The following is a 26,210-nucleotide window of genomic DNA, read 5'->3' as shown; positions in this document are numbered from 1 at the left end:
ATCGTTCCTTCTTTACTTTATCGTTTTCCATAGTTGTTATTGTTTTTCGATAACTCATATTTGTCAAGATAATCTAAAAGAAAGAACCCGTGTTAGACACGGGTCCCTTCACGCTGATATTTCGTTTTAGTTGTTCGTCTTAAGCTACTCGTCGCTCAAATCGACAGCAAAGACTGATGTCGGAAGCGACGCCTCATTGCCTCCGCCGTCCCGCATCTGCCTCACAACGTTTTTTGCACGCTCAACAATAAGCTCCTCAAGCTCTTTCTCACTCACGCGCTTAATAATATCTCCCGGTTGACAATCAAGCTCATCACAGATATCGAGGAGCGTCTTTAGGCGAATAGCTTTTATCTTTCCGTTTCTAAGCTTTGAAATATTAGCCGGAGTATGCCCCGTCGCCCGAATCAGATCAGCACTGGTCTTTCCGGTCTTAAGCAGCTGCGTCTCAAGCTCGATGATGAGATAGCTCATGTTTCCTCCTACACAAGCTCGTCAGACTGCTCTTGGAGCAGCGAGGCATAACTCCAGATCGCCGAGATAAACAGACAGACAACTGCGCCGATAAACGACCCCGCATCAAAGGTAGCGCCTTGGCAAATCTCAATAACGAAGGAATGAGGCACGATGTAAAGCTCCAGTCCGCCAATGGTGAGATCGACCGATCCATAGGCACCAACAAGCGAAACCGCGGCGTTAACAGCAAAGGCAAGCGCGAGAACACGGATAAGCCGCACATGCGTCTTGGTAAAGGGCGAGACGCCTCGCGAGATGTTACGGCTGATCCCGCACAAAACGACAAGCGAAATACCCACGACGAGTGCCAGGCACAGTCCGCTTGGGATAACGATGCACCCGCCATCGAGAAGCGTCACGACACCGAAAGAATCAACAGAAGCAACGTTTGCAACCGCATACCAGATCACGTAAACAACCAACGCGGCAAAAGCAACGAGCATCCCTGCAAAAACGGCTGCCATGCAAAAACCAAGCTTCCTGATATTTTCGCCCGCCTTGGCCATACGCTGAACGCTGTTGGACATACACTCACCCTCATCGGCTCTATCGTTATTCGAACAGTTTATCGAACAACGATATGGATTGCATGCGGAAAGCCCCGCCAGTGCGCATAGGCCATTCACTAGTCAGAAGAGGTGAGCGTGGATTTTTGGACACGTATCGAACGAGCGTGGATAATCTCCCACTTTGAGGCCGCCACCGGGCCTAAAACGGGAGATTATCCACGCTCATAGTCATCAAGGCTCACAGCCTCTTACTCGGCCGCCTCGCGCAGAGCCGACATCGTAGCCGCATATTGCTGCTGCAACGCATGCATCCCCTCGCGGGCGCCGTCAACGGCATCGGCGCCGCGCAGCGCTTCGGTTACCACGACCGCCGGCTCGTACAGATTATCGAATCCCAGGTTCTGGCTCACGCCCTTGAGCGTGTGCGCTGCCATAAACGCACCTTCGGCGTCTCCTGCCGCCATGGCGGCCTCCAGCTTGTCCATGCTCTCGTCATCCAAAAACTTGAGGGCAAAGCGGGCAAGCATTTCCCCGCCCATCAGCCGAGCGCACGCGTCGTCATAATTAGCGCCGATCTTCTCATACGCCTCACGCATGGAAATCATGGATTAAAAACTCCTTTGGTCAAACTAAATCGTGGGAAACGCGACGACGTCGGCGGGGCGTGCCAACGTCTCGGCAATTTGGTCTTGCACCTCGAGCAGGCAATCGAGCAGCAGCGGGTTAAAGGTGCCGCACTTACCGTCCAGGATCATCTGGATCGCCTCCTCGTGCGGGATAGCGTCCTTGTATACGCGCACGCTCGTCAGTGCATCGTACACGTCAGCCACCGAAACCACCTGCGCGGCGATGGGAATTTCGTCGCCCTTAAGGCCATCGGGATAACCCTTGCCGTCCCAGCGCTCGTGATGCCAACGCGCAATCTGGTACGCATATTCCATAAGCGCATTGCCGGCGTGATGGCTGCCCAGCTCGAGCAGCATGTTGGCGCCAATCGTGGTATGCGTCTTCATAATCTCGAATTCCTCGGGCGTGAGGCGCCCGGGCTTGTTGAGGATCGCATCGTCAATCGACATCTTGCCAATATCGTGCAGCGCCGAAGCCAGGGCGATCGTGGAGCGTTCCTCATTGTCGAGGAAGATCGTGCCGCTACGCTGGACCAGATAGCCAAGCAGCAGCTCGGTCAGCTTTTCGATGTTCGTAACGTGCCTACCGCTCTCGCCGTTGCGAAGCTCCATGACGCCGGCCATGATGTCGATGAGCATGCGACTGTTCTTGACGCGCTCGTTGTACTGTTGTGACAGCAGGTTCGTCAGGCGGCGCTGTTTGGCGTACAGGCGGATGGTGTTGCTTACGCGGCGGCGCACGACACGGGAGTCAAACGGGCGGTTGATATAGTCCGAGGCGCCCAGCTCGTACGCGCGCAGAACCGCATCATCGGAATCCTCGCTCGAGATCATGATGACGGGCAGGCTATCGGCAACAGTTCGGCGTGACAGTTCGCCCAGTACCTCAAACCCGTTCATACCCGGCATGATGATGTCGAGCAGCACAAGCGACAGCTCATCGCCGTAGCGGTCAACCAAATCGAGCGCCGTACGGCCGTTGTCCGCCTCCAAGACGCGATACTCGTCCTTGAGCATCTCGTTGAGGATAATACGGTTCATCTCGGAGTCATCGACGATAAGCACCGAGGGTTTTTCGCTTTGGAAGGTCTCGATTGCATCGCTGTCGGTCACAACCGTACCGGGCTTTGCCTTGGCATGGCTTAAAAGCTGGACGGCACGGTTTACGCCCTCATCGACCGTCTCGCCATTGATGCGAACACCGCCCACGCATGCCGTAAGGCTTACATGCTCGTGACCAGGGACAATCGTGGCATGGACGGCATCGGATACATGACGCAGACGACGGGCAAAGTCATCGGAGGGGATATTGGGCATGACGGCCACGAACTTGTCGCAGCCAAGGCGCACAAGCTCGTCAGTCGAACGAATGCCGCCCCGAATCGCCGCCGCCACGGCGCCGAGCGCGAGGTCGCCGGCATGACGACCACAGGTATCGTTGAAGACCCTAAAATCATCGAGGTCAATCATCGCAACGCCCGCGTTCATGCGGGCGTTGCGAAGCTTCTCCTCGTAATAGCGGCGATTACGAACGCTCGTCAGCACATCGGTGTAGACAAGGTCCTCTTCTGCGACCTCTTGTTCATCGATCGGGCGCACCATCAGCAAAACGTGAGGCTCGCCCTCGACCGTCAAAGAGCGCACGCGAGCACGGTACTCGACGCCGTCGTTGAGCAGCCGCTCCGATATCTCATCCGAAGTCGCCAAGGCCTCAAGACTTGACTGACGCAGGCAAGGGCACCGATCGCCGGCGAGCAGGCAGTTGCGCTCGCTTTTGACCTGATCGGCCGACATCAGACGGACCACGGGGTAAACCTTCGCGACACGGGCAACCTCGGCGGCAGCCTCTTCGTCGGTTAGATTGGCCTCGTGATTATTGAGCATATAGGGCCCTTTCAATCGTTGCGTTTGATAGCAGTTGGTATCAAATGGTACAAGGGTAGCATCTTGTTGATGCAGGTAAGCGCATGAATATCGTTACATTTTCATGAGTTGGCAAACGGTATATTTGGAGCTGCAGACGCAAGGTTTGGAGGGCGTTTGTTAACATCGCAGAAACGCTTGTGGGTGTCGGCCGCCAGGGTCATTAAATGCGTTGGAGCTCCAGGACATCGCGAACGGCCCGAACCGCTGCCGTCGGGCGATCTCGAAGACCGTTATGCGCTCCGGGAATCGTCACGAGCGGGCAGTCCAGGAACTCTGCAGCTGCTCGCGTGCCCGCCTCGCGGGACGTGCCAATCGAAAGCTCACCCAGGAACACAGCCGCCACGGCCCTCGAAGCACGCACGCTATCCCATTCGGGCGCATAGGTCATGGCGAGCCCATATTCGTTTGCCATGAAACAACGACCGTTGCGCAGGGCATGTCTGGCTTCCGCCTCAGTTGTCTTGGGAGCCTCGGGGTCCGGATCTCCGATGGCGCCCAAGAAGACCCTCAATGCCCTCGAGACCTTCCCCGCCGCAATCATGTCAAGCAAAACGGGGGCCACGCCCAGACCAGCGCCCTCGTCCGTAACGGCGGGCTCATGAAGGATCACACGCGAGACGACGGCGGGGTTTGTACGAAGAAGCTCCAGGGCCACCAGCGTACCGGCGCTGTGCGCGAGCACGTTTGCCGGAGCACCGATGTGCTCGATAACGGCTTGCAGGTCGGCTGCCTGAACGGTGAGGTCGTAGCGGCCGTCCGCAGCATCGCCGCTCTCGCCGCAGCCGCGGCGGTCGTAGGCAATCACGCGATAGTCGCGGCTGAGCTCGCGGGCGATGCCGTCAAAAAAGACACCGTCGACGCAGGCACCGTGCACGCATACCAGGGCAGGCGCGTCGGACGGCACGTCCGGGCCGGCATACTCGCGACAGGCAATCGTGGTGCCCGCATTCTCAACCGTAAAATCCATATTGCGCCTCATCGTCTTGTGCCTTGTTAACACATTAACTGTACCCGACCCGATACCTTTCATGGCGCGGTATCGAGGGCGGAGTTAAAAATCGAAACCTGCAAAGCACAAGCCCGGACCATACGTTGGCGCCGATGCTATGCTTAGGCACAACTATCTTGAGGAGCATATTTCTATGTCTACGTTTTTAAATGCCAGCCCCATCTTTGGGCCCGTCCGCAGCCGTCGTCTTGGCCTCTCGCTCGGCGTCAACATGATGCCCGCCAGCGGCAAGATTTGCACCTTTGACTGCATCTACTGCGAGAACGGTCTCAACGCCGAGCGCCCCTGCCACGAGCCGTATAACACCGCTGCCGTGGTGCTCGACGCGCTCGAGGCCAAGCTGTGTGAGATGTCGGCCGAGGGCGAGCTGCCCGATGTGATCACGTTTGCCGGCAACGGCGAGCCCACCGCCGCGCCGGAGTTTCCCCAAGCGATTGCCGGTGCCGTTGCACTGCGCGACGAGCTCGCCCCGAACACCAAGATCGCCGTGCTCTCCAACGGCACGCGCGCCGATCGCCCCGAGGTGCACGATGCGCTCATGATGGTCGACGACAACATCCTCAAGCTTGATACCGTTGACCCGACATTTATCCAGCTGCTCGACCAGCCCGTCGGCCCGTACGACGTTGAACATCAGATCGAGACGTTCGCAAGCTTTGACGGCCACGTCATTATCCAGACGATCTTTTTGACGGGCGAGTACCAGGGTAAGTCCATCGACAACACCGGCGAGGAATACGTTGGTCCTTGGCTCGCAGCGCTTGAGCGCATTCGCCCGCAGGAAGCAACCATTTACACGGTGGCGCGCGAGACGCCGGTCGCCGGCCTTGCCAAGGCAGCACCCGAGGTGCTCGACGCCATCGCCGCACGCGTCCAAGCCCTCGGCATCCCCTGCCAAGTGAGCTACTAGCACGAGGCCACGATCCAGGCAGCCAGCGCCCCCTCTCACCCCATCAGTTGCGGTGATATAGTTCCTGTTTATGCCGTTAAACCGCTTAAATCGGAACTATATCACCGCAACTCATATAGGCATGTTAGTGGGCTATACTAGCTGCGGATGAAAGGAAGTTAGCCATGTATGACAACGGACCCGTGCCCGGCCGCAACGACGCCTGCTGGTGCGGCAGCGGCAAAAAATATAAGAAATGTCACAGCGCCTTCGACGAGCGCCTCGAGCGCCTGTGGGAGGAGGGCTGGGAGGTTCTGCCCCGCACGCTCTACAAGACGCCCGCCGACATCGAGGGCATCAAGCGCTCGGCCGCCATCAACGTGGGTGTGCTCGACTACGTGGGCGAGCATATCGCCGCCGGTATGACCACCAACCAGATCGACCAGATGATCTACGACTATACCGTCGAGCACGGTGGCACGCCGGCCGACCTCCACTACGAGGGCTACCCCAAGAGCGTGTGCACCTCGATCAACGACGTGGTCTGCCACGGCATCCCCTGCGATGCGGACGTGTTGCACGAGGGCGACATCATCAACGTGGACTGCTCCACAATCCTAGACGGCTACTTTAGCGACTCGAGCCGCATGTTCTGCATCGGCGAGGTCTCGGCCGAGCGCCAGCGCCTAGTCGACGTCACCCGTGCCAGCGTGGAGGCGGGTCTGGCGGCCGTCAAGCCATGGCTGCCGTTGTCCGTTATGGCCGAGGCCGTGCAAAAGACCGTCGAGGACGCCGGCTTTAGCGTGGTGCGCGAGTACGGCGGACACGGCATCGGTAAGGAGTTCCACGAGGACCCGTTTGTGGGCTTTACCACCGAGGCGCCCGATGTGGACACCATCATGGCTCCGGGCATGGTCTTTACCATCGAGCCCATGGTCAACGCCGGGGCGCCCGACATCAAGATTAGCAAGGGCGACGGTTGGTGCGTGCGCACCAAGGACGGCAGCGATTCGGCCCAGTGCGAGGTACAGCTCGTGGTGACCGAGGACGGCTACGAGCTGCTGAGCTGGTAGCCGTGGATGCGCCGGGCTTCACGATGGATATGTTAACCATCGCGAAGCCCGGCGTTTTTATAGCGTTTTGCCTGATAAAACCTGCCAAAATAAACCTGTCCCTTTTTGGTAGGTCGAGCGGAGAGGACTGCTTGTGAACATTCTGGTTTTGTTGCCCGTCAACGACCGTCATCGCGCAATTCTTGAGTCGAGCGCTCCGGGCGAAGACTTTATCTACACGAGCGCCGACGCCGCCACGCACGAGCAGGTCGCCGATGCCGACGTGATCCTGGGCAACATCGACCCTGACATGCTCACGGCATGCGAGCATCTCCAGCTGTTGCAATTGCAGACCGCCGGCTATGACGACTACCTTGCTGCTGGCACCGTGCCGGCTGACGCCAAGCTGTCTTGCTCGATCGGCGCCTACGGTCAGGCCGTAAGCGAGCACATGTTTGCCATGGTACTGTCAATGATGAAGCGCCTGCCCGGCTATCACGACTTGCAGCGCGAGCATCGCTGGGAGGATTTGGGGCCGGTTACCTCGCTCAAAAATGCCAACGTGCTGGTGCTGGGCGCAGGCGATATCGGCGGCCACTTTGCCACGCTCTGCCGCAGCATGGGCGCACACGTCCGCGGCATCAAGCGCCATCCGCTCGTCTACCCCATTGTATTTGAGGACATGGACGGCATGGATGCCCTGTCTGAGCGCCTGGCCGAGGCCGATGTCGTCGCATCCTTTATGCCCAGCACACCCGAGACCCGCGGCCTGGCGAACGCCGAGTTCTTCGCCGCGATGAAGCCGGGCGCCTTCTTTGCCAACGGCGGTCGCGGCGATCTTGTGGTCGCCGAGGACTTGGTTGCCGCTCTGGAGTCGGGACATCTCGCCGGCGCCGCGGTCGACGTCACCGACCCCGAGCCGCTGCCCGCCGCAAGCCCGCTGTGGGATGCGCCCAACATGCTCATCACGCCGCACGTCTCCGGTTGGTTCCACTTGGAGGCTACGCTCAACAATGTGGTCGACATTGCCGCAGAGAATCTGCGTCACCTGCAAGCCGGCGAAACTTTACGTTGTTGGATCGAACATCAGAACCACCCTTAAAAAGGGTGGTTTGCTCTTAGGGTATAACCCACGGGCCCCGGGCTCGCGTCTAAAGGCGCGGGCCCGGACTTCGTCCAGGCCTAGTGCATCTTGACCCGTGGCGCGCCGGTCGAACCGGCGGGATCACCCCCTCTTGAAGGGGTCCTCGTACTCCTTCACGCTCAGCTTGTCCAGCGCGATGTCGTGGGACTCCTGCTCCCTGATGTACTTGGCGATCGTCGCCTCGTTCAGGCCGACGGTGGACACGTAGTAGCCCTCCGCCCAGAACTTCCTGTTGCCGAACTTGTACTTGAGGTTGGCGTGCCTGTCGAATATCATCAGCGAGCTCTTCCCCTTCAGGTAGCCCATGACGCTCGCGACGCTGTACTTCGGCGGGATCGCCAGCAGCACGTGCACGTGGTCGGGCATCAGGTGCCCCTCGATTATCTCGATCCCCTTGTACTCGCACAGCTTCCTGAGGATCTCCCCTATGTCGCTCCTGATTTGGCTGTAGATCACTTTGCGCCTATACTTCGGCGTGAACACGATGTGGTACTTGCACATCCACTTCGTGTGGGAAAGGCTGTAGGCCTTCTGGGCCATGGCGACCACCCCTTCGACTCGAATTCCTGACGGCCTGAACAATCGTCAATATCGGTCGGAGGGGTGGCTTTGTAAAGCCGTTTGTCTCCACCCGCGTAGCGGGTGGTTTAAAGCTGGCCGCTGCGCGGCCAGCAGACTAAAGTCTTGAATTAGGGTTCCGCCGTTCTAACGAACGGCGGACCGGTCGACGCTGCGCGCCGCCCAGAGCGACAATTTGTCATTCAAAAGGCAAGGCATGACCAGAAGGTCTATGCCTTGCCTTTTTCATGCCAACTTGTTCGCTCTGGACATCGCTCGCTGACGCTTGCTCAACCTGCGGTGTCTCAACAATTCCGTCCAGCTGTTGGCATTGCGGCATTTTCCCAGATAAAACCTGCATAATAAACCTGTCCCTTTTAGCAGGTTTTAGAGCTCCACGCTTTCGGCGCCGTTGATGGTTAGGTTGCGCTCGTAGAAGGCGGTGAGGGCGCGGATGGCGTACATCACGTCGCGCACGCCGCCGGTCTCGTAGCTCGAGTGCATGGCAAGCTGCGGCAGGCCCACGTCCACGGCATGCATGCTCACCTGCATATTGGACAGGTTACCGAGCGTGGAGCCGCCGGCCATATCGCTCTTGTTGGCGAAGGCCTGCGTGGGCACGTCGGCGTCATCGCAGATGGCCTGGACCACCGCGCGGCTAAAGGCATCGGTGCAGTAGTGCTGGTTGGCGGCTTCCTTGATGACGATGCCGCCGTTAAGCACCACCTGATTGCGAGCATCGCACTTCTCGGCGTGGTTGGGGTGCACGGCATGTGCATTGTCGCAACTTACAAGCATCGATGCGGCAAGTGCACGATGGTACGACTCGTCGTCAAAGCCCAGCGAGCCGTTAATGCGGCGCAGTGCATCGGCCAAGAACGTCGACATGGCGCCCTGCTTGGTCTCGGAGCCAACCTCCTCGTTATCAAAGCAGCAGAAGACCGAAACGTCGTGCGCGTTCTCGGCACCCAAAAATGCCTGCAGCGAGGTGTAGGCGCAGGCCAGATCGTCGAGCTTGGGCGTCGAAATAAACTCGTCGGCCCAGCCCCAAATGCGCGCATCCTGGCGATTGACCAGGAACAGATCGCGGCCCAGAATTTGCTCGGGCTCAACATCCAGCTCGTCGGCGATCAGAGCATCAAAGTCGCCCTGCTTAAGGTCACCAGCGCTGATGAGCGGGCACAGGTCGACGGCGCGGTTGGGCGCAAAGCCCTCATTAACGCCACGATTCATATGGATGGCAAGGCTCGGGATAATAGCGACCTCGCGCTCGGTGGCAAGCAGGCGGCTCTCAATACGGTCGCCTTCGCGCACCAACACGCGGCCCGCGAGCGCCAGCGGGCGATCGAACCAGGTGTAGTCGATCATGCCGCCGTAGGCCTCGGTGTTCAGGCGCAACGTCTCACCTGCGCCATCGAGCTCGGGCACAGCCTTGACCTTAAACGTCGGCGAGTCGCTGTGCGACGCCGTGAGCTGAAAATGATAGTCGCCGGCAACGCCGTCCTCGCCCCACGTAGCAGCCAGGTCCTCGCCCACCTTAAAGGCAACGACACTCGAGGTGTTGCGCTGCGTGTAATAACGCCCGCCCGGCTCGATGTCCCATGCCGCGTTCTCGGGCAGGTAGGTAAAGCCCGCCTCGTCGAGCTCGGCCATAATGGTCGCCGCCGTATGGAACATGCTGGGGCATGCCTCGATAAAGTCGATAAGGTCGTTGGCGGCCTCGATATCGTCGGCCGTCACATGCGCGCGCTCGGGCGTTTCCTGATCCGTCATGCTCTCCCCTTTCGCTGGGTTGATGGTCCCCTCCAGCATACCCCGCCACGCCAGCGCCGCACTCTTCATTCCGTGTTTAATCCCGCGCCGCTCACCAAGTTGAGCCATCATGCCCGCGCTCCTTTTGCGACAATTACGCTAACAGGACGAGAGGAGCCGTCATGAAGCCACGTAACATTGCCATCGCCTGCGGTGTCGCGGGCGTCGCCGTCGGCCTTGCCGCTGCCGCCGGCATCGTTTACCGCAAGCAAATCAAATCCGCTGCGTCGCTCAAACGCTTGACCGGCTACGCGGATGGCTATGACCTGTACGCAATCGACATCGCCTACGACTACGACCTCGACTGCATCATCGCCGCCGATGTGCGCGACGACCAGGCCTACATCGATGCTGTGGTGGCACAGGTGTTGCCCGGCGTGCCAGCACATGTCCAGGCGCCCCAGTTTGCCTGCAGCGCTTTTGTCGCCGTAGATGCCGAAGGCCGCGTGCGCACCGGTCGCAATTACGACTTTAAGGACGACACCTCGGCGCTGCTGGTGCGCAATCACCCACGCAACGGCTATGCCTCCATCGGGTTTGCTGCCCTTAACAACCTGGGCGATAACACTCCGTTTGACTCCGTCGGCGGACGCGCCGCCGCACTCATGGGCCCGTTTGCCCAGCTCGACGGTGTTAACGAATGCGGCGTGTCCATTGCCGTACTCACTCTGGATTCCAAGCCCTGTGACCAGGACACGCAACGCCCCGTCATCAATACCTCGCTCGCCATCCGCCTGGTGCTCGACCGTGCCGCCACCACGCAAGAAGCTGTCGACCTGCTTTCCGCCTACGACATGCACGCCATGGCAGGACGCGATTACCACTTCTTTATCAACGACGCCGCCGGTGACGCGCGCGTAGTAGAGTGGGATCCGCGCGATCCGAACCGTGCTTTCAAAGCGACTCCCGTACGCCAGGTTACGAACTTCTACGCTTGCTATGGCGACGAAGTGCTGCCCGACCAAAAGAATGACGAGCTGGGCCATGGTAAAGAGCGCGCCGTCGCAATCGCCGATGTCCTTGACGCCCACGCCGGTGCCCAGGACGAGGCAGTCGCTTGGAAGACCCTTCGCGCCGCAGCCCAAGAGCCCAATCCGGAAGACATCACCAGCAATACGCAATGGTCGGTCATCTTTGACAATACCGAGCCCGCTGCCGCCATCACTCTGCGCCGCCACTGGGGCGACGTCGACGCCTTTGCGCTGTAAGGAGCCAGGCCCGTCGACCTTACGTTCCCTGACGTTGCTTACATTTCCATACGCTTGAGCTAACACGTTTTACCCCCGTATCAACAGTGTGCGGGGGTAAACTTATGCGCATGTTATAACTTGCCCGGAAGGATTCATCATGCTCAGGATCGGTCTTCTTACCAGTGGCGGCGACTGCCAGGCGCTCAACGCCACCATGCGCGGCATCGTCAAAACGCTTATGACCAATAGCGAAGAGCCTATTGAGATCTATGGTTTTGAGGACGGCTACCAGGGCCTTATCTACAGCCGGTTCCGCGTCATGACGCCCGCCGATTTTAGCGGCATCCTTACCCGTGGCGGCACCATCCTGGGCACGAGCCGTACGCCGTTCAAGCGCCTGGATATTCCCGAGGCCGACGGCGTCGAGAAGGTGCCCGCAATGGTCCACACCTATCACAAGCTGCAGCTCGACTGCCTGTTTATGCTGGGCGGCAACGGCTCCACCAAGACCGCCAACCGCCTGCGCGAAGAGGGCCTCAACGTTATCGCCCTGCCCAAGACCATCGATAACGACACCTGGGGCACCGAGTTGACGTTTGGCTTTACGAGCGCCATCGACGTCGCCACCAAGTGCATCGACGACATCCACACCACTGCCTCGAGTCACGGCCGCGTGTTTGTCATCGAGATCATGGGCCACAAGGTCGGCTGGATTCCGCTGTATGCCGGCGTCGCGGGCGGCGCGGACGTCATCCTGATTCCCGAAATCCCCTACGACATGGACAACGTCATCAAGACCATCGAGCATCGCATGGAGACCGGCAGCCGCTTTACCATCGTGGCCGTCGCCGAGGGCGCTATCTCCAAGGAGGACGCGGCGCTGTCCAAGAAGGAATACAAGAAGAAGCTTGCCGAGCGCACGAGCCCGTCAATCGTGTACGACATCGCCAAGGAGATCGAGGCCAAGACCGGTCGCGAGACCCGCGTCGCCATCCCCGGCCACACGCAGCGCGGCGGTCAGCCCGACGCCCAGGACCGCATCTTTGCGACCCAGTGCGGCGTCGAGGCGGCACTGGGCTGCCTGCGCGGCGAATTTGGCTACATGATCGCCCTGCGCGACGGCAAGATGTGCCACATGCCGCTCGAGGAGGTCGCCGGCAAGCTCAAGTATGTCGACCCCCAGAGCGATCTGGTGCGCGAGGCCAAGGCGTTGGGCATCAGCTTCGGCGACGAATAGCCTCGGTTGGAACTGCTCTCATCGGAGGCCCCAGGGCTTACTTCCCAAATCTTTCCGCAGGACGGAAGGACCCCGCCGCGCGAAGCGCACGGCGGGGTCCTGACATGTCCGAGGACGATTTGGGAGGAAAGCCCTGGGGCCTCCTGCGGTAACTAGGGAGGCCGAGGCTATTCGTCTTCTTGCTGCAAATGCGTGGGCTGAGATTTTGGGATGTTGCAGGCTCTTAGCTGAGAGTAGCACTGACATTTGTCCTGAAATGGCTGGTCGTTAGGGGTTGCTACCGGTAGTTGCGGTAGGGTTGGGGCAGATTCTAACTAGAAATGGTGGTCGCTACCGGTTGTTCTCGGCATACTCGGCTCATTCGATTCGACCATCAAACGAAAGGAACCACCATGGATCTTGCGATGGCACAGCGCCTCGTCGATCGCCGTAAAGCTGCCGGCCTTTCTCAGGAGGCGCTTGCTGCCCAGCTGGGCGTAAGCCGCCAGGCTGTTAGTAAATGGGAGCGCAGCGAGTCCTCACCCGATACCGATAACCTCATTGCGCTCGCCGCGCTGTATGGCGTGCCGTTGGACGAGCTGCTATATGGGGAGGCGGCCAACGATGCCGACGACCTGGAGAACGGTAGCGCCGACACCGAGACGGCGGATGTGGCTGACGAGGCTGAGGATTCTGCCGAGCACGCCGATTGCGGCGACAAACCACTTGTCGACATTTCCCTCGCGCGCGGTATCCACGTCATTGATCCCAATAAAGGCGAGGAAGTCCATGTTGGCTGGAGCGGCATCCATGTGACCAATGAGCGCAAGGGCGAAGAGGTGCATGTGGGGCCGGGCGGCGTGCATATCGATACGCTTGAGGACGATGGACATAGCGTGCGCACCAATGACGACGGCACCGTCACCATCGACGGCGAGACGTTTTCCAGCTGGAAAGAAGCACACGACAAGCTCGACCATCATGGCAAGCATTTCCACACCAAGGTCGGACGTGCATGGAACAAATTCCCCTTCCCCGCACTTGTCACTCTTGCCTATCTGGTGCTCGGCATTGTCTACGGCACATGGGGCATGGGGCTTTTCCTCGTCTTTTTGGTTCCCGTCTACTACGCGATTGGTGACTTCATCGATCGACGCCACCTGTCTAAGCTGATCGAGGTCATCTACCCGGCAGCCGCCATCGCTTGGTTCCTCTACATGTGGCTCTGTTTGGGACAGCCCCATCCTGCATGGATCGTCCTCATCACGATTCCCATCGTAAAGGCGCTCATGCGCTGGCGCCGCAAACAATGGAAGCACCGCAAACAGGCCTAACACGCTCCGACCCAGCAGCACCCAACCGCCCCCGCCCTTCTCCTAAGTTGCGGTGAGATAGGGACTGTTTTGAAGCTCCAAAGCGCCAAACAGTCCGTATATCACCGCAACTTACAAACAACTGGGTCAGTTCCGGCACGGAGATTAGCATTGAGCTGACCGCGCGCCAAGAAAAGGGCCTATTTACTACGTTTAACTCGAGAGGGCCGACCATACCCGCCTTTTCCGAAAAATGGCAAGCCCTCTACCTGCGGTTTTAATTTCATAATCTTTGTCACGGTCGAGGGTGTGGTAGCAAACGTAGTAGATAGGCCCATTTTGTGGCATACGACCCATACAAGCCCAATCTCGAAGGCTAAAGAGAGCCTCTCATCCACGCCTGTGAGCGAAAACCAAATAGAATGAAAGGCAAATGGAAAGCCCGTTTGACGGGGCAAACGCCGGGCCACCTAATGGTTGTCCGGCGTTTGCCCAGATAAAACCTGCCAAAATAAACCTGTCCCTTTTTGGCAGGTTACTCGGCGCTCTTGAGGGCGCCGACCATGTCGATCTTGTTGAGGGTACGGTTGGTGGCGAGGTTGACGATAAACGTAAAGCCAAATGCCAGCAGAACGGACAGCACATAGCTCAGCGGCTCGACCTCGACGTCAAAGTACAGCGACGGCATCTGCAAGATGTACGTAAAGCTCTCGGCCAGCGCACCACCCAGCGGTACGCCCAGCGCGGCTCCGATCGCCGTAAGAATCAACGTCTCCTTGTTGACGTAGTGGTGCACCTCGCCACGGCGGAAGCCCAGCACCTTGATAGTCGCCAGCTCGCGTTCGCGCTCCGAGATGTTGGTGTTAGACAACGTAAATACCACCACAAACGACAGACACGCCGCCATAAAGGTCACAAGCACCACGACCGAATTGATAATCGTAAAGTTTGCCTCATAGTTTTCCCAATGCTCGGCGGTACTCGACAGCGTAATCCAACCATCGCTCTTAAGACGGTTGGTAAACGCAATCTGATCGGCCGACGAACCCTTAAGCAGCGCAAGGATGCCGTTGAGGCGCGCGCTTCGACCGAACGCGCGCTCATAGGTGCCCTGCGTCATGTAAAGCGTGTTGCCTAGATAGTTGAGCGAGATGTCGCTGACTTTGACCTTGGCAACATTGAGCGACGAATCCTGGACGTGAGCCGTGTCGCCCGGCTTGATCCCCAGCACCAGCTGAGAGCTCTTGCTCAAATACACATCCCCGTCACGCAGGGCGAGCGGTTCTTTGGACTCATCCTCCAGGCGCACGTAATCGCCCAAGTCGCCCGTGCGGTCGTCGGGAATCACGATGAGCTGCACGGTCTCGCTCTTACCGCCAAATGTAAAGGTGACGTTGTCTGTCATAATCGGCAGCGTCGAAGTCACGGTCACGTTGGAATCCTTGGCTGCACTGCGCTCATCCAACGCCGCGCACGTCTGCGAAAAATCATCGGGGTTGGCGACCGCCAGCAAATCGTAGCGTGTGATGTGGCCGTACTGCTTGGGCGACAGCGCGACCGACGTATCACGGATGCCCATGCCGCAGATCACAAGCGCGGTGCAACCCGCGATGCCGAAGATGGTCATAAAGGCGCGCTTTTTGTAGCGGAACAGGTTACGCGCCGCCACCTTGTTCAAAAAGCCCATGCGGCGCCAGATAAAGCCGATGCGCTCGAGCAAGATGCGCGAGCCAGCGCGCGGGGCCTTGGGGCGCATGAGCGAGGCAGGGGTCTCGGCCATCTCGTGGCGGCAGGCGACAATCGTGGCGCCCACCACGCCCACGGCAAACAGCGCCACCGACACAATCGACGACACGATGTCGTACGAAAGCAGCATCTGGGGCAGCGAATACATGTCGTCGAACACCGTAAACAAGAACAGCGGCAGGCCCACAAAGCCGATGATATTGCCAAGCACGCCGCCGATCAGACAAGCCCACAGCGCATAGTCCACGTATTTGGACAGGATGCATCCGCGCGAATAACCGAGCGCCTTATACAGGCCGATGAGCGTGCGCTCCTCCTCGACCATACGCGTGGCGGTGGTGAGGCTGATGAGCACGGCGACGATAAAGAAGATGAACGGGAACACCGTGGCGATGGCCTCAATTGACGAGCTGTCGCTCTCCACGCTCGAGTAACTTGCGATGTTGCCGCGGTCCTGGATGTACCAGGTGCATTCGCCCAGATCGGAAAGCTCGGCGCGGGCATCGGCAAACTGTTGATCGGCGGCGGCGCGACGCTGATCCAGGTCGGCTTGCGCCTGCGCACGCTCGTCGCTGCCCTCGGCCATGCGGTTGATGTTGTCCTGCTCAATCCCAAAGAGCATATTCGCCTGACGCTCAGCCGCGTCCAAGCTCGCCGGCGTGTCGACCGTCAGCTCCTGGGCGCGCGCCTTCTCACGCTCCTCGCGGATCTTCTCGATATTGCCCTTGACCTCATTGATCTTTGCCGCGTAGGAATCCGAATAGGAGTTGAGGCTCTTGGCTCCCTCGACGATCACGTGGACCGCGGAGTAGGAAGAAGATGTCGCGGCGTCCTCGCTCACATAGAACTTATAGTCCGCCGCCGAAGCAGCGCGAAAGGCGTTGACTGTCGAGTCAGAACTTACATCAGTGGGGTCGAGGACCTCAGCCGTAATGGTGTAATCGCCCGCGGCAAACTGGTCCTTGGCGCTTTGATTGGACGAGCTCGCGTCATTGGCGGCAAAACTCACCGTATCGCCGATTTTCTTGCCCGATGCCTTCAGGAACTTCGAAGTCACCGCGACTTCATCAGCGCTCTCGGGCAAATCGCCGTTCACGAGCACCGGCTGATCGATGTTCTCCTTGGAGAGACTCTGCACGACCACGCGCTCGCGCGTTGTGCCCACGGCGGTGTAGGCGGTCTCGGTGTAGATGCCCTCGGCCGTTTCGACGCCATCGACCTCTTGTATGGCGTCGAGATCATCGTCAGTCAGGCCATAGGTCGACTGCACGTTAATGTCATAGACATTTTGCTGGTCGAAGTAGGCATCAACCGAATCACACAGGTCCTCGCAACCCGCCTTAAGGCCGCACATCACGCTCACGCCAAGCGCGGTGATGACCACGATTGACAAAAAGCGCTTAAGACTGCCTCGGATTGTGCGGTAGATGCCACGGCGAAAAACCGTCGGCACCATATCGTTTGAGCTTTGGGCAGTGCGGTAGGTCGTAAAATCCTGCTCGCGCTCCGTGTTCTGCGCGTCGCGGCGTAGGCTGTTTTGGCGGTCTTGGTCCATGGGCGCTACCACTCGATCGTCTCGATAGGCACGGGATTTTGCTGGACCGTCTCGCTCTCCACGCGACCGTTCTTAAAGCGGATCAGGCGATCGGCCATGGGCGCCAGCGCGGAGTTGTGGGTGATGATGATGACCGTAATGCCCTGCTTGCGGCAAGTGTCCTGCAGCAGCTGCAAGATCTGCTTGCCGGTTTTATAGTCAAGTGCGCCCGTGGGCTCGTCGCACAAAAGCAGCTTGGGGTTCTTTGCCAGTGCGCGGGCAATGGACACGCGCTGCTGCTCGCCGCCCGAAAGCTGCGCGGGGAAGTTGGCGAGGCGCTCACCCAAGCCAACCTGGCAAAGCGTTTGCTCGGCATCGAGCGAATCAGGGCAGATTTGCGCCGCAAGCTCAACATTTTCGAGCGCCGTCAGGTTGGGGACCAGATTGTAGAACTGGAAGACAAAGCCGACGTCGGCGCGGCGGTATTCCACGAGCTGCGCCTCGTTAGCGGAGCTCACATCGCGCCCGTCCACCGTCACGGTGCCGGAAGTCGCCGTATCCATGCCGCCCAGAATGTTGAGCGCCGTGGTCTTGCCGGCACCCGAAGCACCCAAAATGATGGCGAGCTCGCCGCGCTCGACCGTAAAGCTCGCGCCGTCGAGTGCGTGAATGCGGGCGTCGCCCTCGCCGTATGCCTTGATGACGTCTTTGAATTCGATATAAGCCATCGATCGGTTCCCATCTGGTCGGATAACTCTTTAGTATTACCCATTTCGCACCGACTAAAAAGGGACGGGTTTATTTTGGCAGGTTCTATATGGGGAAACGGCAGCTATAGATGAGGCGCCGGGGAGGCAGAGAAATCATCGATGGGGTCAGGCCGACCGCCAAACACAACGCACGCATCTCAATCTGTCAGCCAAATCATTCGAACAGCTGTTCGTTTCTATGATATGATTCAGCTATCTAAGCAGGCCAATACGCAGAAAGGCGGCCAACATGGCGTTCGACTTTAAGAAGGAATGCAAGGAGCTCTACAGACCTGCGAGCAAGCCGAGTATCGTAACTGTCCCGCCTATGAGCTACGTTGCCGTTCGCGGAAAGGGCGACCCAAATACCGAAGGTGGCGAGTATCAAAATGCCCTGCCGCTGCTTTACGGCATCGCCTATACCGTCAAGATGTCAAAGAAAGGCTCAAGGAGTATCGAGGGCTATTTCGACTTTGTGGTACCGCCGCTCGAGGGCTTCTGGTGGCAAGACTCCCCGAGCGGCGACATCGATTATGTACGCAAGGACGATTTCAACTTTATCTCGTGCATCCGCCTGCCCGATTTCGTCACTCAGGATGACTTTGACTGGGCGGTCGCGGAAGCCACGGCCAAAAAGAAACTGGACTTTTCTGCCGTCGAGCTGCTTAAAGTTGACGAGGGTCTCTGCGTTCAATGCATGCATACCGGACCCTATGACAGCGAGCCGACAACCGTAGACGCCATGCATGAATACGCGACCGAGCAGGGCTATGTCCCCGACTTCTCAGACAACCGTTTACATCACGAAATCTATCTCTCCGATCCACGCAAATGTGCGCCGGAGAAACTTAAGACTGTGGTTCGTCATCCTATCAAGCGCGCTGAATAGCGTGGGGCGTCATTTCACGCGCTAGGTTTTAAGCCAGCCAACCAGCCGCCTCCTGGGCCGTCCGGTAATTATCTTGACGCGGCCCGTCGCATCTTATAAGTTTGTTTTGCTAAAGCTGGAAAGCCTCTCAACGATGCGCAACTCCAGCTCTTTTTCTATCAAGAGGCTTAAATGAAATACCGGAAGTCGCGGATATCCATCAACGAACAAATAGCACTATTGACAGAATACAGGGGTCTTAAGTGCTCTGATCAAAGCGAACTCGAGCGAGCTTTGGTCGAAGTCGGCCACTACAGACTGTCGGCCTACTGGTTTCCCTACAAAACCAAATGCAAGTCCGGGATTACCATCTTTCGCGAAGGCACAACATTCGAAACCATCATCTACACGTATGAATTTGACCGAGCCCTCCGGCAGTTAATGTTTGATGCGGTCGGCAGAATTGAGATCTACCTCAAAAGCAGAATTGCCTATCTTGCCTCTGAGGAACGCGGGCCTTTCTGTTACCCAGATGTCGCCATAACGAGACTCAACTCGGCATGTCCATCGCGCTTTGCGCCGCGCTGGGCTACGCAGCCGTCTTTGGCAGCGCCACCAATACGCTGCTCGCACCCATCCTGATTGGCTGCGAAGTCTTCGGTTTCGGTAATCTGCCGGCATTCTTCATCGTCTGCGTCGCGGCTTACCTGTTCAACATGGATAAGTCGATCTATGCCCTGCAGAAGCGGGCGTAGAAAGATGTCCAAGCAAGTGGTCTCAACCGGAAACGGCATCCCACTCTAAGGCTGTATTCCGGGACACGGTTTCCGTTTGGGACGCCATTCGGAAAGCGTGTCCCGTTCTTTCACGGCGTCCTAGTTATGCAAAGTGTTCGAGCGTTATTCCTCGTACGCGCCCTCAAGCCGCAGCAGCCACTCCTTGCGATCAAGCCCGCCGGCATATCCGTTGAGCGATCCGTCGGCCGCCACCACGCGATGGCACGGCACGATAATCGAAATGGGATTACGCGCGACTGCGGCCCCCACGGCACGGGGAGACACAACGGGCGTTTCATTTCCCGGTACACGATGTCGAGCCGCAACACGCTGGGCGATCTCACCATACGTAGCAACCTCGCCACGCGGAATAGAAAGCAGCTCGTACCAAACTTCACGCTGAAACGCCGTGCCGATCATATGTAACGGCGGCGTATACCGAGGCTCCTGCCCTGCAAAATAAGCATTCAGCCAAGCCCACGAACGCTCAAGCACCGAAGAAGCCGCACCATGGGCCGGATTCGCCGAAGACATGCCACCAATACCGGAAACCGCATCGGTACCTTCAACATGCTCTGCATCTTCTTTGAGAAGCGTAGCGCCAAAGTGCTCCTGTCCCTCAAACCAAAGCCCTGTCAAACCACGGCCATCAGCGGCAAGCAAAATCTCGCCCAAAGGCGAAGCAAACGTCGTCGTGACCACCAGCGGCTCCTTTCAAAACTCCGCACCATAATACCGCGAATTGTGCAGACAACCCCAATCGACCCCAAAGTCACCCAAGGCAGTAGGCGCGACAGCGTCGCAGCTGCCGGCCGCGCCCCACAGTCCCCAAAGGCGGCAGGCGCAAAGCGCCGAGGCCGCCGCCGGGACCAGGGCCCGCAACAGCCACGCGCCCCCATATCAGCCCAGCGGCCCCAACCAACAACGGCCCCATCGCAGGCCGCTTGCAGCAGCGTCACCGCAGGCGGGGGCCGGGCTAGTTTTCAGAACACTCCGCAGACCAGTGTGGCGCCTTGTCCGCGGCTCCGGAGGAGCAGGACAAGGCGCCACACATGGTCGAGGACGTTCTGAAAACTAGCCCGGCCCCCGCCGGACAGGTCACACTACTCGCAGAGCAGCTTAGCAATCTGGACGGCGTTAGTTGCCGCGCCCTTACGGATTTGGTCACCGCAGCACCAGAAGGTGATACCGCGCGCGGCCTCGGGGTTCGAGATGTCGCGACGCACGCGGCCGACCCAAATCAGGTCTTGGTCGGACGTATCCATCGGCATGGGGAAGCGGTCGTGCGCATCCTCGGCAGCCATATCGTCAACCAGCTTGACGCCGGGAGCGGCAGCCAGCGCAGCACGGGCCTCGTCAACCGTAATGTCACGCTCGAACTCGAGCGTGATGCTCTCGGAGTGCGAACGCAGCACGGGCACGCGCACGCAGGTGCAGTTCACGCGCAGCTCGGGCAGATGCATAATCTTGCGGCCCTCGTTTTGTAGCTTCATCTCCTCGGAGGTAAAGCCCTCCTCCTTGACGCCGCCAATCTGCGGAATCAGGTTGCTCGCCAGCTGGGCGGCAAAAGCGCGCGGCTCGGGAATCTCCTCGCCGCGGCCCAGGGCGGCCAGCTGAGCCTCGAGCTCGGCCATACCGGGAGCGCCGGCACCCGAAGCCGCCTGATACGTGGACACGATCATACGCTTAACGCCGGCAAGCTGGTGCAGCGGCCACGTGGGAACCAGACCGATAATGGTCGCGCAGTTGGGGTTGGCGATAAGGCCGTGATGCCACTTGATGTCGTCGGCATTGATCTCGGGCACGACCAGCGGTACCTCGGGATCCATGCGGAAGGCATGGCTGTTATCGACCACGACGGCGCCGCGCTTGACGGCCTCGGGCAGCAGCTCCTTCGCGATGTCGTCGCCGGCGGCGCCAAGCACAATGTCGCAGCCCTCAAAGGCCTCGGGGCAAGCCTCCTCAATCACAACCTGCTCGCCGCGGAACTCAACGGTTTTGCCCGCGGAGCGTGCACTTGCCAACAGCTTGAGCTTGCCGACCGGGAACTCCTGCTCGTTGAGGCACTCAAGCATCTGGGTGCCCACGGCTCCCGTCGCGCCCAAAATAGCAACCGTGTACTGTTTCATGCTTCCCCCTTTAAAGGTTGTGGCTTTTGCCCGCACGCCGAGCAGTCCGATTATTGTTGCCAGTGTATACAAGAACAGGGCGGGCACGAAACCCGCCCCGTCGAAACGAAACCGAAACGAAACGCCCCGCCGTAGATTTTGAGGCAACTCCCAAAAATCTAGCGAGATAGCAGCTACTTGTGGAGCGCAGCCAGAGCGGGATCGACCGGCGCGGAAGCCTCCAGGTCGGAGACCTTCACAATGCCGTTCTCATCGGAGAAGGCACGGTAAATGGTCCGAATCGCTAGGTCGAAGTCCTTCTCCTCGACACCTATGATGATGTTGATCTCGTCGCAGCTCTGCGAAATCATGCGCACGCTCACGCCAGCTTGACCAAGCATGCCAAACAGGTGGCCCGAGATGCCGGCACGACCACGCAGGTTGCGGCCGACGGTCGCGATAAGCGCCAAGCCCTCGACAACCTCGATCTCGAGCGGCTCGACCTCCTGCTGGATGTCGCCCACGAGCGAGTACAGCGAATCGTGCACATCCTTCTCCTGCACCACGGCGCCAAAGCGGTCGACACCGGTGGGCATGTGCTCGACGGAAACGTCATAGCGCTCGAACACCGAAAGTGCGCGGCGCATAAAGCCGACACGGGGCTTGGTACGGTCGCGGGCAACGTTGATGGCAACAAAACCGCGCTTGCCGGTCACGCCGGTAATGATGGGCTCTGCCTCGCCCTCATCAGCCGTCTCGCTAATGATGGTGCCGGGGTCCTGTGGCGCATTGGTGTTCTTGATGACCAGCGGAATGCCGGCCTCGCGCACGGGGAACACAGCCTCCTCGTGCAGGACGCTCGCGCCCATGTACGAAAGCTCGCGCAGCTCCTCGTAGGTAACGCGCGCAATGGGCTGGGCCTCGGGAACAATACGCGGATCGGCAGAATAGAAGCCCGAGACGTCGGTCCAGTTCTCGTACAGATCAGCGCCCAGGCACTTGGCCAGAATCGAGCCCGAGATATCGCCGCCGCCACGATCGAGCAGCTTGATCTGGCCCTCACGCGTCGCGCCGTAGAAACCAGGCATAACGAAGCCGCCCTGTTGGCCATACTCCTGCACCAGCTCGGAGGTGCGATTCATGCTGAGCGTACCGTCGTGATGGAACGCCACAACCGTCGCGGCGTCCAGGAACGGTAGGCCCAGGTACTCAGCCATCAGGCGAGCGGTGAAGTACTCGCCACGGCTCACGAGCTCCTCGGTAGAGTAGCCGCCCGAGCGGGCGCGCTCGGCAAAGGCCGCAAACTCCTCGCGGATGGGATAGGTGAGCTCCAGCTCGTCAGCGATATCAAAATAGCGCTGGCCAATGTCCTCGAGCAGTTCCTCGCACGAAACGTGATACTTAACGTGCGCGTTAACCAGGTAGAGCAGGTCGGTCACCTTGGTGTCGCCCTTAAAGCGGCGGCCGCAGGCAGAAACCACCACAAAACGGCGGGCAGGGTCGGCATCGACGATGGCCTTGATCTTCTTGAAGTGTTCGGCGTCGGCGACCGACGAGCCGCCAAACTTGGCAATCTTAATCATGGGCTTGAGGTTACCTTTCTAAAAGCCTCTGCAAACCTGTTTTGCGCGCTCTGATACCATGGTTTCACCGATTGGGACCAAGGCATCCGAGGAGCAGTGTTATATGGGAACTTATCATAGTACACGAGGACGCACTTTATCGTGCTCAAGCAAGGTGGCAATCCGCACCGGCATCGCTCCCGACGGGGGTTTGTTTGTCTCGGACGAGCTCGGCACCCAGCAGGTCGATATCAGCTCGCTTGCAGATAAATCGTACTTTGAAATCGCTCAAGATGTGTTGGGAATGTTACTGAATGATTACACGGCCGAAGAAATTTCGGCGTGTGTCGACGAGGCATACCGCGGCACGTTCGCGAGTGAGGAGGTTACGCCGCTCGTCAAACTCGACGCTGCGCCGGGCGCTGACGCCCCTCAGACCTATGTGATGGAGCTCTTTGGCGGCCCCACAAGCGCCTTCAAGGACGTCGCCCTGCAGATGCTCCCCCGTCTGATGGCCCGCACTTCCGCCAAGGACGGCGGCGCCGAGCGCATCATGATCGTCACCGCCACGTCGGGCGACACCGGCAAGGCCGCACTCGCCGGTTTTGCCGACGCGCCGGGCACGGGCATCACCGTCTTTTATCCCGAGGGCAAAGTCAGCCGCGTGCAGAATCTGCAGATGTCCACGCAGGAGGGCGATAACGTCGCCGTCTGCGGCATCCGCGGCAACTTTGACGACGCCCAGAGCGCCGTCAAGCGCATCTTTGCCGATAAGGAGCTTGCCGAGCGTCTGGAGGCCGCAGGCACGGTGCTTTCGAGTGCCAACTCCATCAATGTCGGCCGTCTGGTACCGCAGGTCGTCTACTACTTTGCCGCCTATGCGCAGCTGCTGCGCGCCGGCGCCATCGAGGCCGGCGACGCCGTAGAGTTCTGTGTGCCCACCGGCAACTTTGGCGATATCTTGGCCGGCTACTACGCCAAGCGCATGGATCTGCCCGTCGCCAAGCTCGTCGTGGCGAGCGACAAGAACAACGTGCTTGCCGACTTCCTGACCACCGGCGTTTACGACCGTAACCGTCCGTTTTTCACGACCATCTCGCCGTCGATGGACATCCTTATTAGCTCCAACCTGGAGCGCATGCTCTACTTCCTGTCCGACGGCGACTGCGAGCTTGTTGCCGGCCTTATGGAGCAGCTTGCCCAGACGGGTCGCTACGAGGTGCCTGCCGAGCTGCTGGCCAAGATCCAGAGCGTGTTTGGCTGCGGCTGGGCCAGCGAGGACGAGGTCCGCGCCGCCATCAAGAGCTGCTGGGACGCAAATGGCTACGTGATCGACCCGCACACCGCTTGCGGCTATCACGTCTTTGAGCAGGTCGCCCCCGCCGAGGGCGCCAAGGCCCGCGTGCTGCTTTCGACCGCCAGCCCCTACAAGTTCCCGCGCGCCTGCTGCGACGCCCTGGGCCTCGACGTTCCCGAGGATGATTTTGAGGCTATGCGTGTACTCGAGCAGGCCACCAACACGGTCGCCCCGACTCAGCTCGCCGAGCTCGAGTCCAAGCCCGTCCGCTTCGAAGACGTCTGCGACGTTGCCGACATGGCCAACTACGTAGAGCAGGCTGCAAAAAAGATGGCTACCAACTAAACCCCTTATAAGGCGCCGGCGAAAGCCGGCGCACCTTCTTTTATCAGATACCTACCGGGATGATGACGAACGTGCATAGCGTGCCTGGCTGTTTAGTTCGTCGCGAGTTCCGCACGCAAAGGAAAGCACTTAATGTGCTTTCCGTCTTGCGCAGGACTGCCCGAGCAGCGAACTAAACAGCCAGGCACGCCAGGAGGACTCACATGATCAAGATCACCGTCCCAGCAACAAGCGCCAACCTAGGCATTGGCTACGACACCCTCGGCATGGCCGTCAGCCTCTACTCGCACTTCACCTTCGAGCGCGCCGACAAGCTCACCATCACGGGCTGCCCCGAGGAGTTCCAAAACGAGAATAACCTGGTCTATGTGAGCTTTGTCGATGCTCTGGCCGCCTGGGGCGAGCCGGCCTTCCCCGTCGCTATCGACATTCAGACCGACGTGCCCGTCGCCCGTGGCCTGGGTTCCAGCTCCACCTGCGTCGTCGCCGGCATCATGGCTGCCGCCGCGCTGACGGGCCACACCGTCGACCGCGCTGAGCTCGTCCGCATTGCCACCGAGGTCGAGGGCCATCCCGATAACGTCGCCCCTGCTATCCTGGGCGGCGCCGTCTGCTCCTTTACGCCGACCGATTCGCTCCCCCAGTGCCTGCGCTACGAGGTGAGCGATCGCCTGCGTTTTATTACCGTGATTCCGCCCTACGAGGTACACACGAGCGAGGCGCGCAAGGTCGTGCCGCAGGAGATTCCGCTCTCCACCGCCGTGTGGCAGATGGGCCGCATCGCCGGCATGACGCGCGGCCTGGAGACCGGCGACCTTGACCTGATTGCCGCCGCCAACGACGACCGCATCCAGGAGCCCTATCGTCGCCGTCTGATTCCCGACTACAACGCCGTGCGCGACACCTGCCTTAACGGAGGCGCCAAGACCATCTGGATCAGTGGCTCCGGCTCGACCCTCATGGCCGTGACTGACGACACCATCGTGGCAAAGTTCCTACAGGTCAAGCTGCGTGAACAGTTCCCCAAGTGTGACACGCATATTCTGACGTGCGACACCGAGGGCGCTCAAATCGAGTACCTGTAGCGCCCTGCCTCATTGCTCTCACCGGTCCCCTTGGGGCTTCCCCTGAAAACGTCCTCGATCATGAATTGCCCCGTCGTGCGCTTCGCGCGACGGGGCAATTCGATCTGCGGATTGTTTTCAGGGGAAGCCCCAAGGGGACCTGCGCAGCCTCGACAGGATAATCGCATTCGCTGATTTAATCTTGTGCTCCAACGGAGCCACAGACGAGAGGCCTTCGCGCTGCGGAATAATTTTGAGGGGAACACCCCGACCATCTCTGCGTTTACCTTGCTGAGGATGTCTACAGGGACCCACGCTTTGAAGGGGCGCCGGGCAGATAGGGGCTTTTTAGGTTACATAATAAACTGTTTATCCATGCTACTATTTAACTAGGCATCGCA

At 59.3% G+C, this 26,210-nt stretch carries 22 protein-coding genes; 10 read left to right on the top strand and 12 right to left on the bottom strand.

From position 1 onward, the window contains the following. Positions 1-144 precede the first annotated feature (144 nt). From OIL77_06540 to OIL77_06520, 5 genes are all read right to left on the bottom strand, one after another. Entirely contained in the window at positions 145-474 is a 330-nt protein-coding gene (locus OIL77_06540; protein ID HJI45061.1) for a helix-turn-helix domain-containing protein, read from the bottom strand. Between the two features lie 8 nt (positions 475-482). After that, the gene (locus OIL77_06535; protein HJI45060.1) at positions 483-1,022 is read right to left on the bottom strand and encodes a hypothetical protein; all 540 of its coding nucleotides are present in this window, start codon (positions 1,020-1,022) and stop codon (positions 483-485) included. A gap of 251 nt (positions 1,023-1,273) precedes the next feature. Beyond that, positions 1,274-1,630 (bottom strand): Hpt domain-containing protein, encoded by a 357-nt coding sequence (locus OIL77_06530; protein ID HJI45059.1) that lies wholly within the window; start codon positions 1,628-1,630, stop codon positions 1,274-1,276. A gap of 24 nt (positions 1,631-1,654) precedes the next feature. After that, positions 1,655-3,535, bottom strand: a complete 1,881-nt coding sequence (locus OIL77_06525) for a response regulator (GenBank protein ID HJI45058.1) — start codon at positions 3,533-3,535, stop codon at positions 1,655-1,657. A 202-nt stretch (positions 3,536-3,737) separates the two neighbouring features. After that, positions 3,738-4,544 (bottom strand): alpha/beta fold hydrolase, encoded by an 807-nt coding sequence (locus tag OIL77_06520; GenBank protein ID HJI45057.1) that lies wholly within the window; start codon positions 4,542-4,544, stop codon positions 3,738-3,740. 175 nt (positions 4,545-4,719) lie between these two features. On the opposite strand from OIL77_06520, the gene OIL77_06515 reads away from it, so the two are divergent. From OIL77_06515 to OIL77_06505, 3 genes are all read left to right on the top strand, one after another. Then, positions 4,720-5,496, top strand: coding sequence for a radical SAM protein (locus OIL77_06515; GenBank protein HJI45056.1), 777 nt, complete (start codon positions 4,720-4,722; stop codon positions 5,494-5,496). 164 nt (positions 5,497-5,660) lie between these two features. Next, complete coding sequence (map, locus tag OIL77_06510) at positions 5,661-6,548, top strand: type I methionyl aminopeptidase (GenBank protein HJI45055.1); 888 nt, start codon at positions 5,661-5,663, stop codon at positions 6,546-6,548. Between the two features lie 133 nt (positions 6,549-6,681). After that, complete coding sequence (locus OIL77_06505; GenBank protein ID HJI45054.1) at positions 6,682-7,629, top strand: D-2-hydroxyacid dehydrogenase; 948 nt, start codon at positions 6,682-6,684, stop codon at positions 7,627-7,629. A 123-nt stretch (positions 7,630-7,752) separates the two neighbouring features. On the opposite strand, the gene tnpA is transcribed toward OIL77_06505, so the two are convergent. Both tnpA and OIL77_06495 read right to left on the bottom strand, forming a co-directional pair. Then, a complete protein-coding gene (gene tnpA, locus OIL77_06500) occupies positions 7,753-8,211 on the bottom strand; it encodes an IS200/IS605 family transposase (GenBank protein ID HJI45053.1) in 459 nt (152 codons plus the stop codon). Positions 8,212-8,616: 405 nt separating this feature from the next. Beyond that, complete coding sequence (locus tag OIL77_06495; GenBank protein HJI45052.1) at positions 8,617-10,002, bottom strand: M18 family aminopeptidase; 1,386 nt, start codon at positions 10,000-10,002, stop codon at positions 8,617-8,619. Between the two features lie 161 nt (positions 10,003-10,163). Here OIL77_06495 and OIL77_06490 point away from each other — a divergent pair, with 161 nt between their 5' ends. The 3 genes from OIL77_06490 (at position 10,164) to OIL77_06480 (ending at position 13,781) form a co-directional block, all read left to right on the top strand. Then, on the top strand, positions 10,164-11,249 hold the full coding sequence (locus tag OIL77_06490; GenBank protein ID HJI45051.1) for a linear amide C-N hydrolase: 1,086 nt from the start codon (positions 10,164-10,166) through the stop codon (positions 11,247-11,249). Positions 11,250-11,388: 139 nt separating this feature from the next. Continuing rightward, on the top strand, positions 11,389-12,468 hold the full coding sequence (locus OIL77_06485) for a 6-phosphofructokinase (protein ID HJI45050.1): 1,080 nt from the start codon (positions 11,389-11,391) through the stop codon (positions 12,466-12,468). A 392-nt stretch (positions 12,469-12,860) separates the two neighbouring features. Continuing rightward, complete coding sequence (locus OIL77_06480; GenBank protein HJI45049.1) at positions 12,861-13,781, top strand: helix-turn-helix domain-containing protein; 921 nt, start codon at positions 12,861-12,863, stop codon at positions 13,779-13,781. A gap of 514 nt (positions 13,782-14,295) precedes the next feature. Here the strand turns inward: OIL77_06480 and OIL77_06475 are convergent. Next, positions 14,296-17,061 (bottom strand): hypothetical protein, encoded by a 2,766-nt coding sequence (locus OIL77_06475; GenBank protein ID HJI45048.1) that lies wholly within the window; start codon positions 17,059-17,061, stop codon positions 14,296-14,298. 5 nt (positions 17,062-17,066) lie between these two features. After that, the gene (locus tag OIL77_06470) at positions 17,067-17,768 is read right to left on the bottom strand and encodes an ABC transporter ATP-binding protein (GenBank protein HJI45047.1); all 702 of its coding nucleotides are present in this window, start codon (positions 17,766-17,768) and stop codon (positions 17,067-17,069) included. A 271-nt stretch (positions 17,769-18,039) separates the two neighbouring features. Here OIL77_06470 and OIL77_06465 point away from each other — a divergent pair, with 271 nt between their 5' ends. Continuing rightward, positions 18,040-18,678, top strand: coding sequence for a GyrI-like domain-containing protein (locus tag OIL77_06465; GenBank protein ID HJI45046.1), 639 nt, complete (start codon positions 18,040-18,042; stop codon positions 18,676-18,678). 539 nt (positions 18,679-19,217) lie between these two features. Continuing rightward, positions 19,218-19,412, top strand: a complete 195-nt coding sequence (locus tag OIL77_06460; GenBank protein ID HJI45045.1) for a hypothetical protein — start codon at positions 19,218-19,220, stop codon at positions 19,410-19,412. A 144-nt stretch (positions 19,413-19,556) separates the two neighbouring features. On the opposite strand, the gene OIL77_06455 is transcribed toward OIL77_06460, so the two are convergent. The 3 genes from OIL77_06455 to OIL77_06445 form a co-directional block, all read right to left on the bottom strand. Then, entirely contained in the window at positions 19,557-20,108 is a 552-nt protein-coding gene (locus OIL77_06455) for a methylated-DNA--[protein]-cysteine S-methyltransferase (GenBank protein ID HJI45044.1), read from the bottom strand. 428 nt (positions 20,109-20,536) lie between these two features. Beyond that, positions 20,537-21,562, bottom strand: a complete 1,026-nt coding sequence (locus OIL77_06450; GenBank protein ID HJI45043.1) for an aspartate-semialdehyde dehydrogenase — start codon at positions 21,560-21,562, stop codon at positions 20,537-20,539. A gap of 173 nt (positions 21,563-21,735) precedes the next feature. Next, positions 21,736-23,124, bottom strand: coding sequence for an aspartate kinase (locus OIL77_06445; protein HJI45042.1), 1,389 nt, complete (start codon positions 23,122-23,124; stop codon positions 21,736-21,738). Between the two features lie 103 nt (positions 23,125-23,227). On the opposite strand from OIL77_06445, the gene thrC reads away from it, so the two are divergent. Both thrC and thrB read left to right on the top strand, forming a co-directional pair. Beyond that, positions 23,228-24,745 carry a threonine synthase gene (gene thrC / locus OIL77_06440; GenBank protein HJI45041.1) on the top strand — a complete coding sequence of 506 codons (1,518 nt, stop codon included), beginning with the start codon at positions 23,228-23,230 and terminating at the stop codon, positions 24,743-24,745. Positions 24,746-24,948: 203 nt separating this feature from the next. Next, complete coding sequence (thrB, locus tag OIL77_06435; GenBank protein ID HJI45040.1) at positions 24,949-25,830, top strand: homoserine kinase; 882 nt, start codon at positions 24,949-24,951, stop codon at positions 25,828-25,830. Positions 25,831-26,210 lie beyond the last annotated feature (380 nt).

This window comes from Coriobacteriaceae bacterium (genome assembly GCA_025993015.1).
Taxonomy (GTDB): Bacteria; Actinomycetota; Coriobacteriia; order Coriobacteriales; family Coriobacteriaceae; genus Collinsella.
The sequence above is the reverse complement of the archived record's forward strand: the minus strand, read 5'-3'. Positions and strand labels throughout refer to the sequence as shown.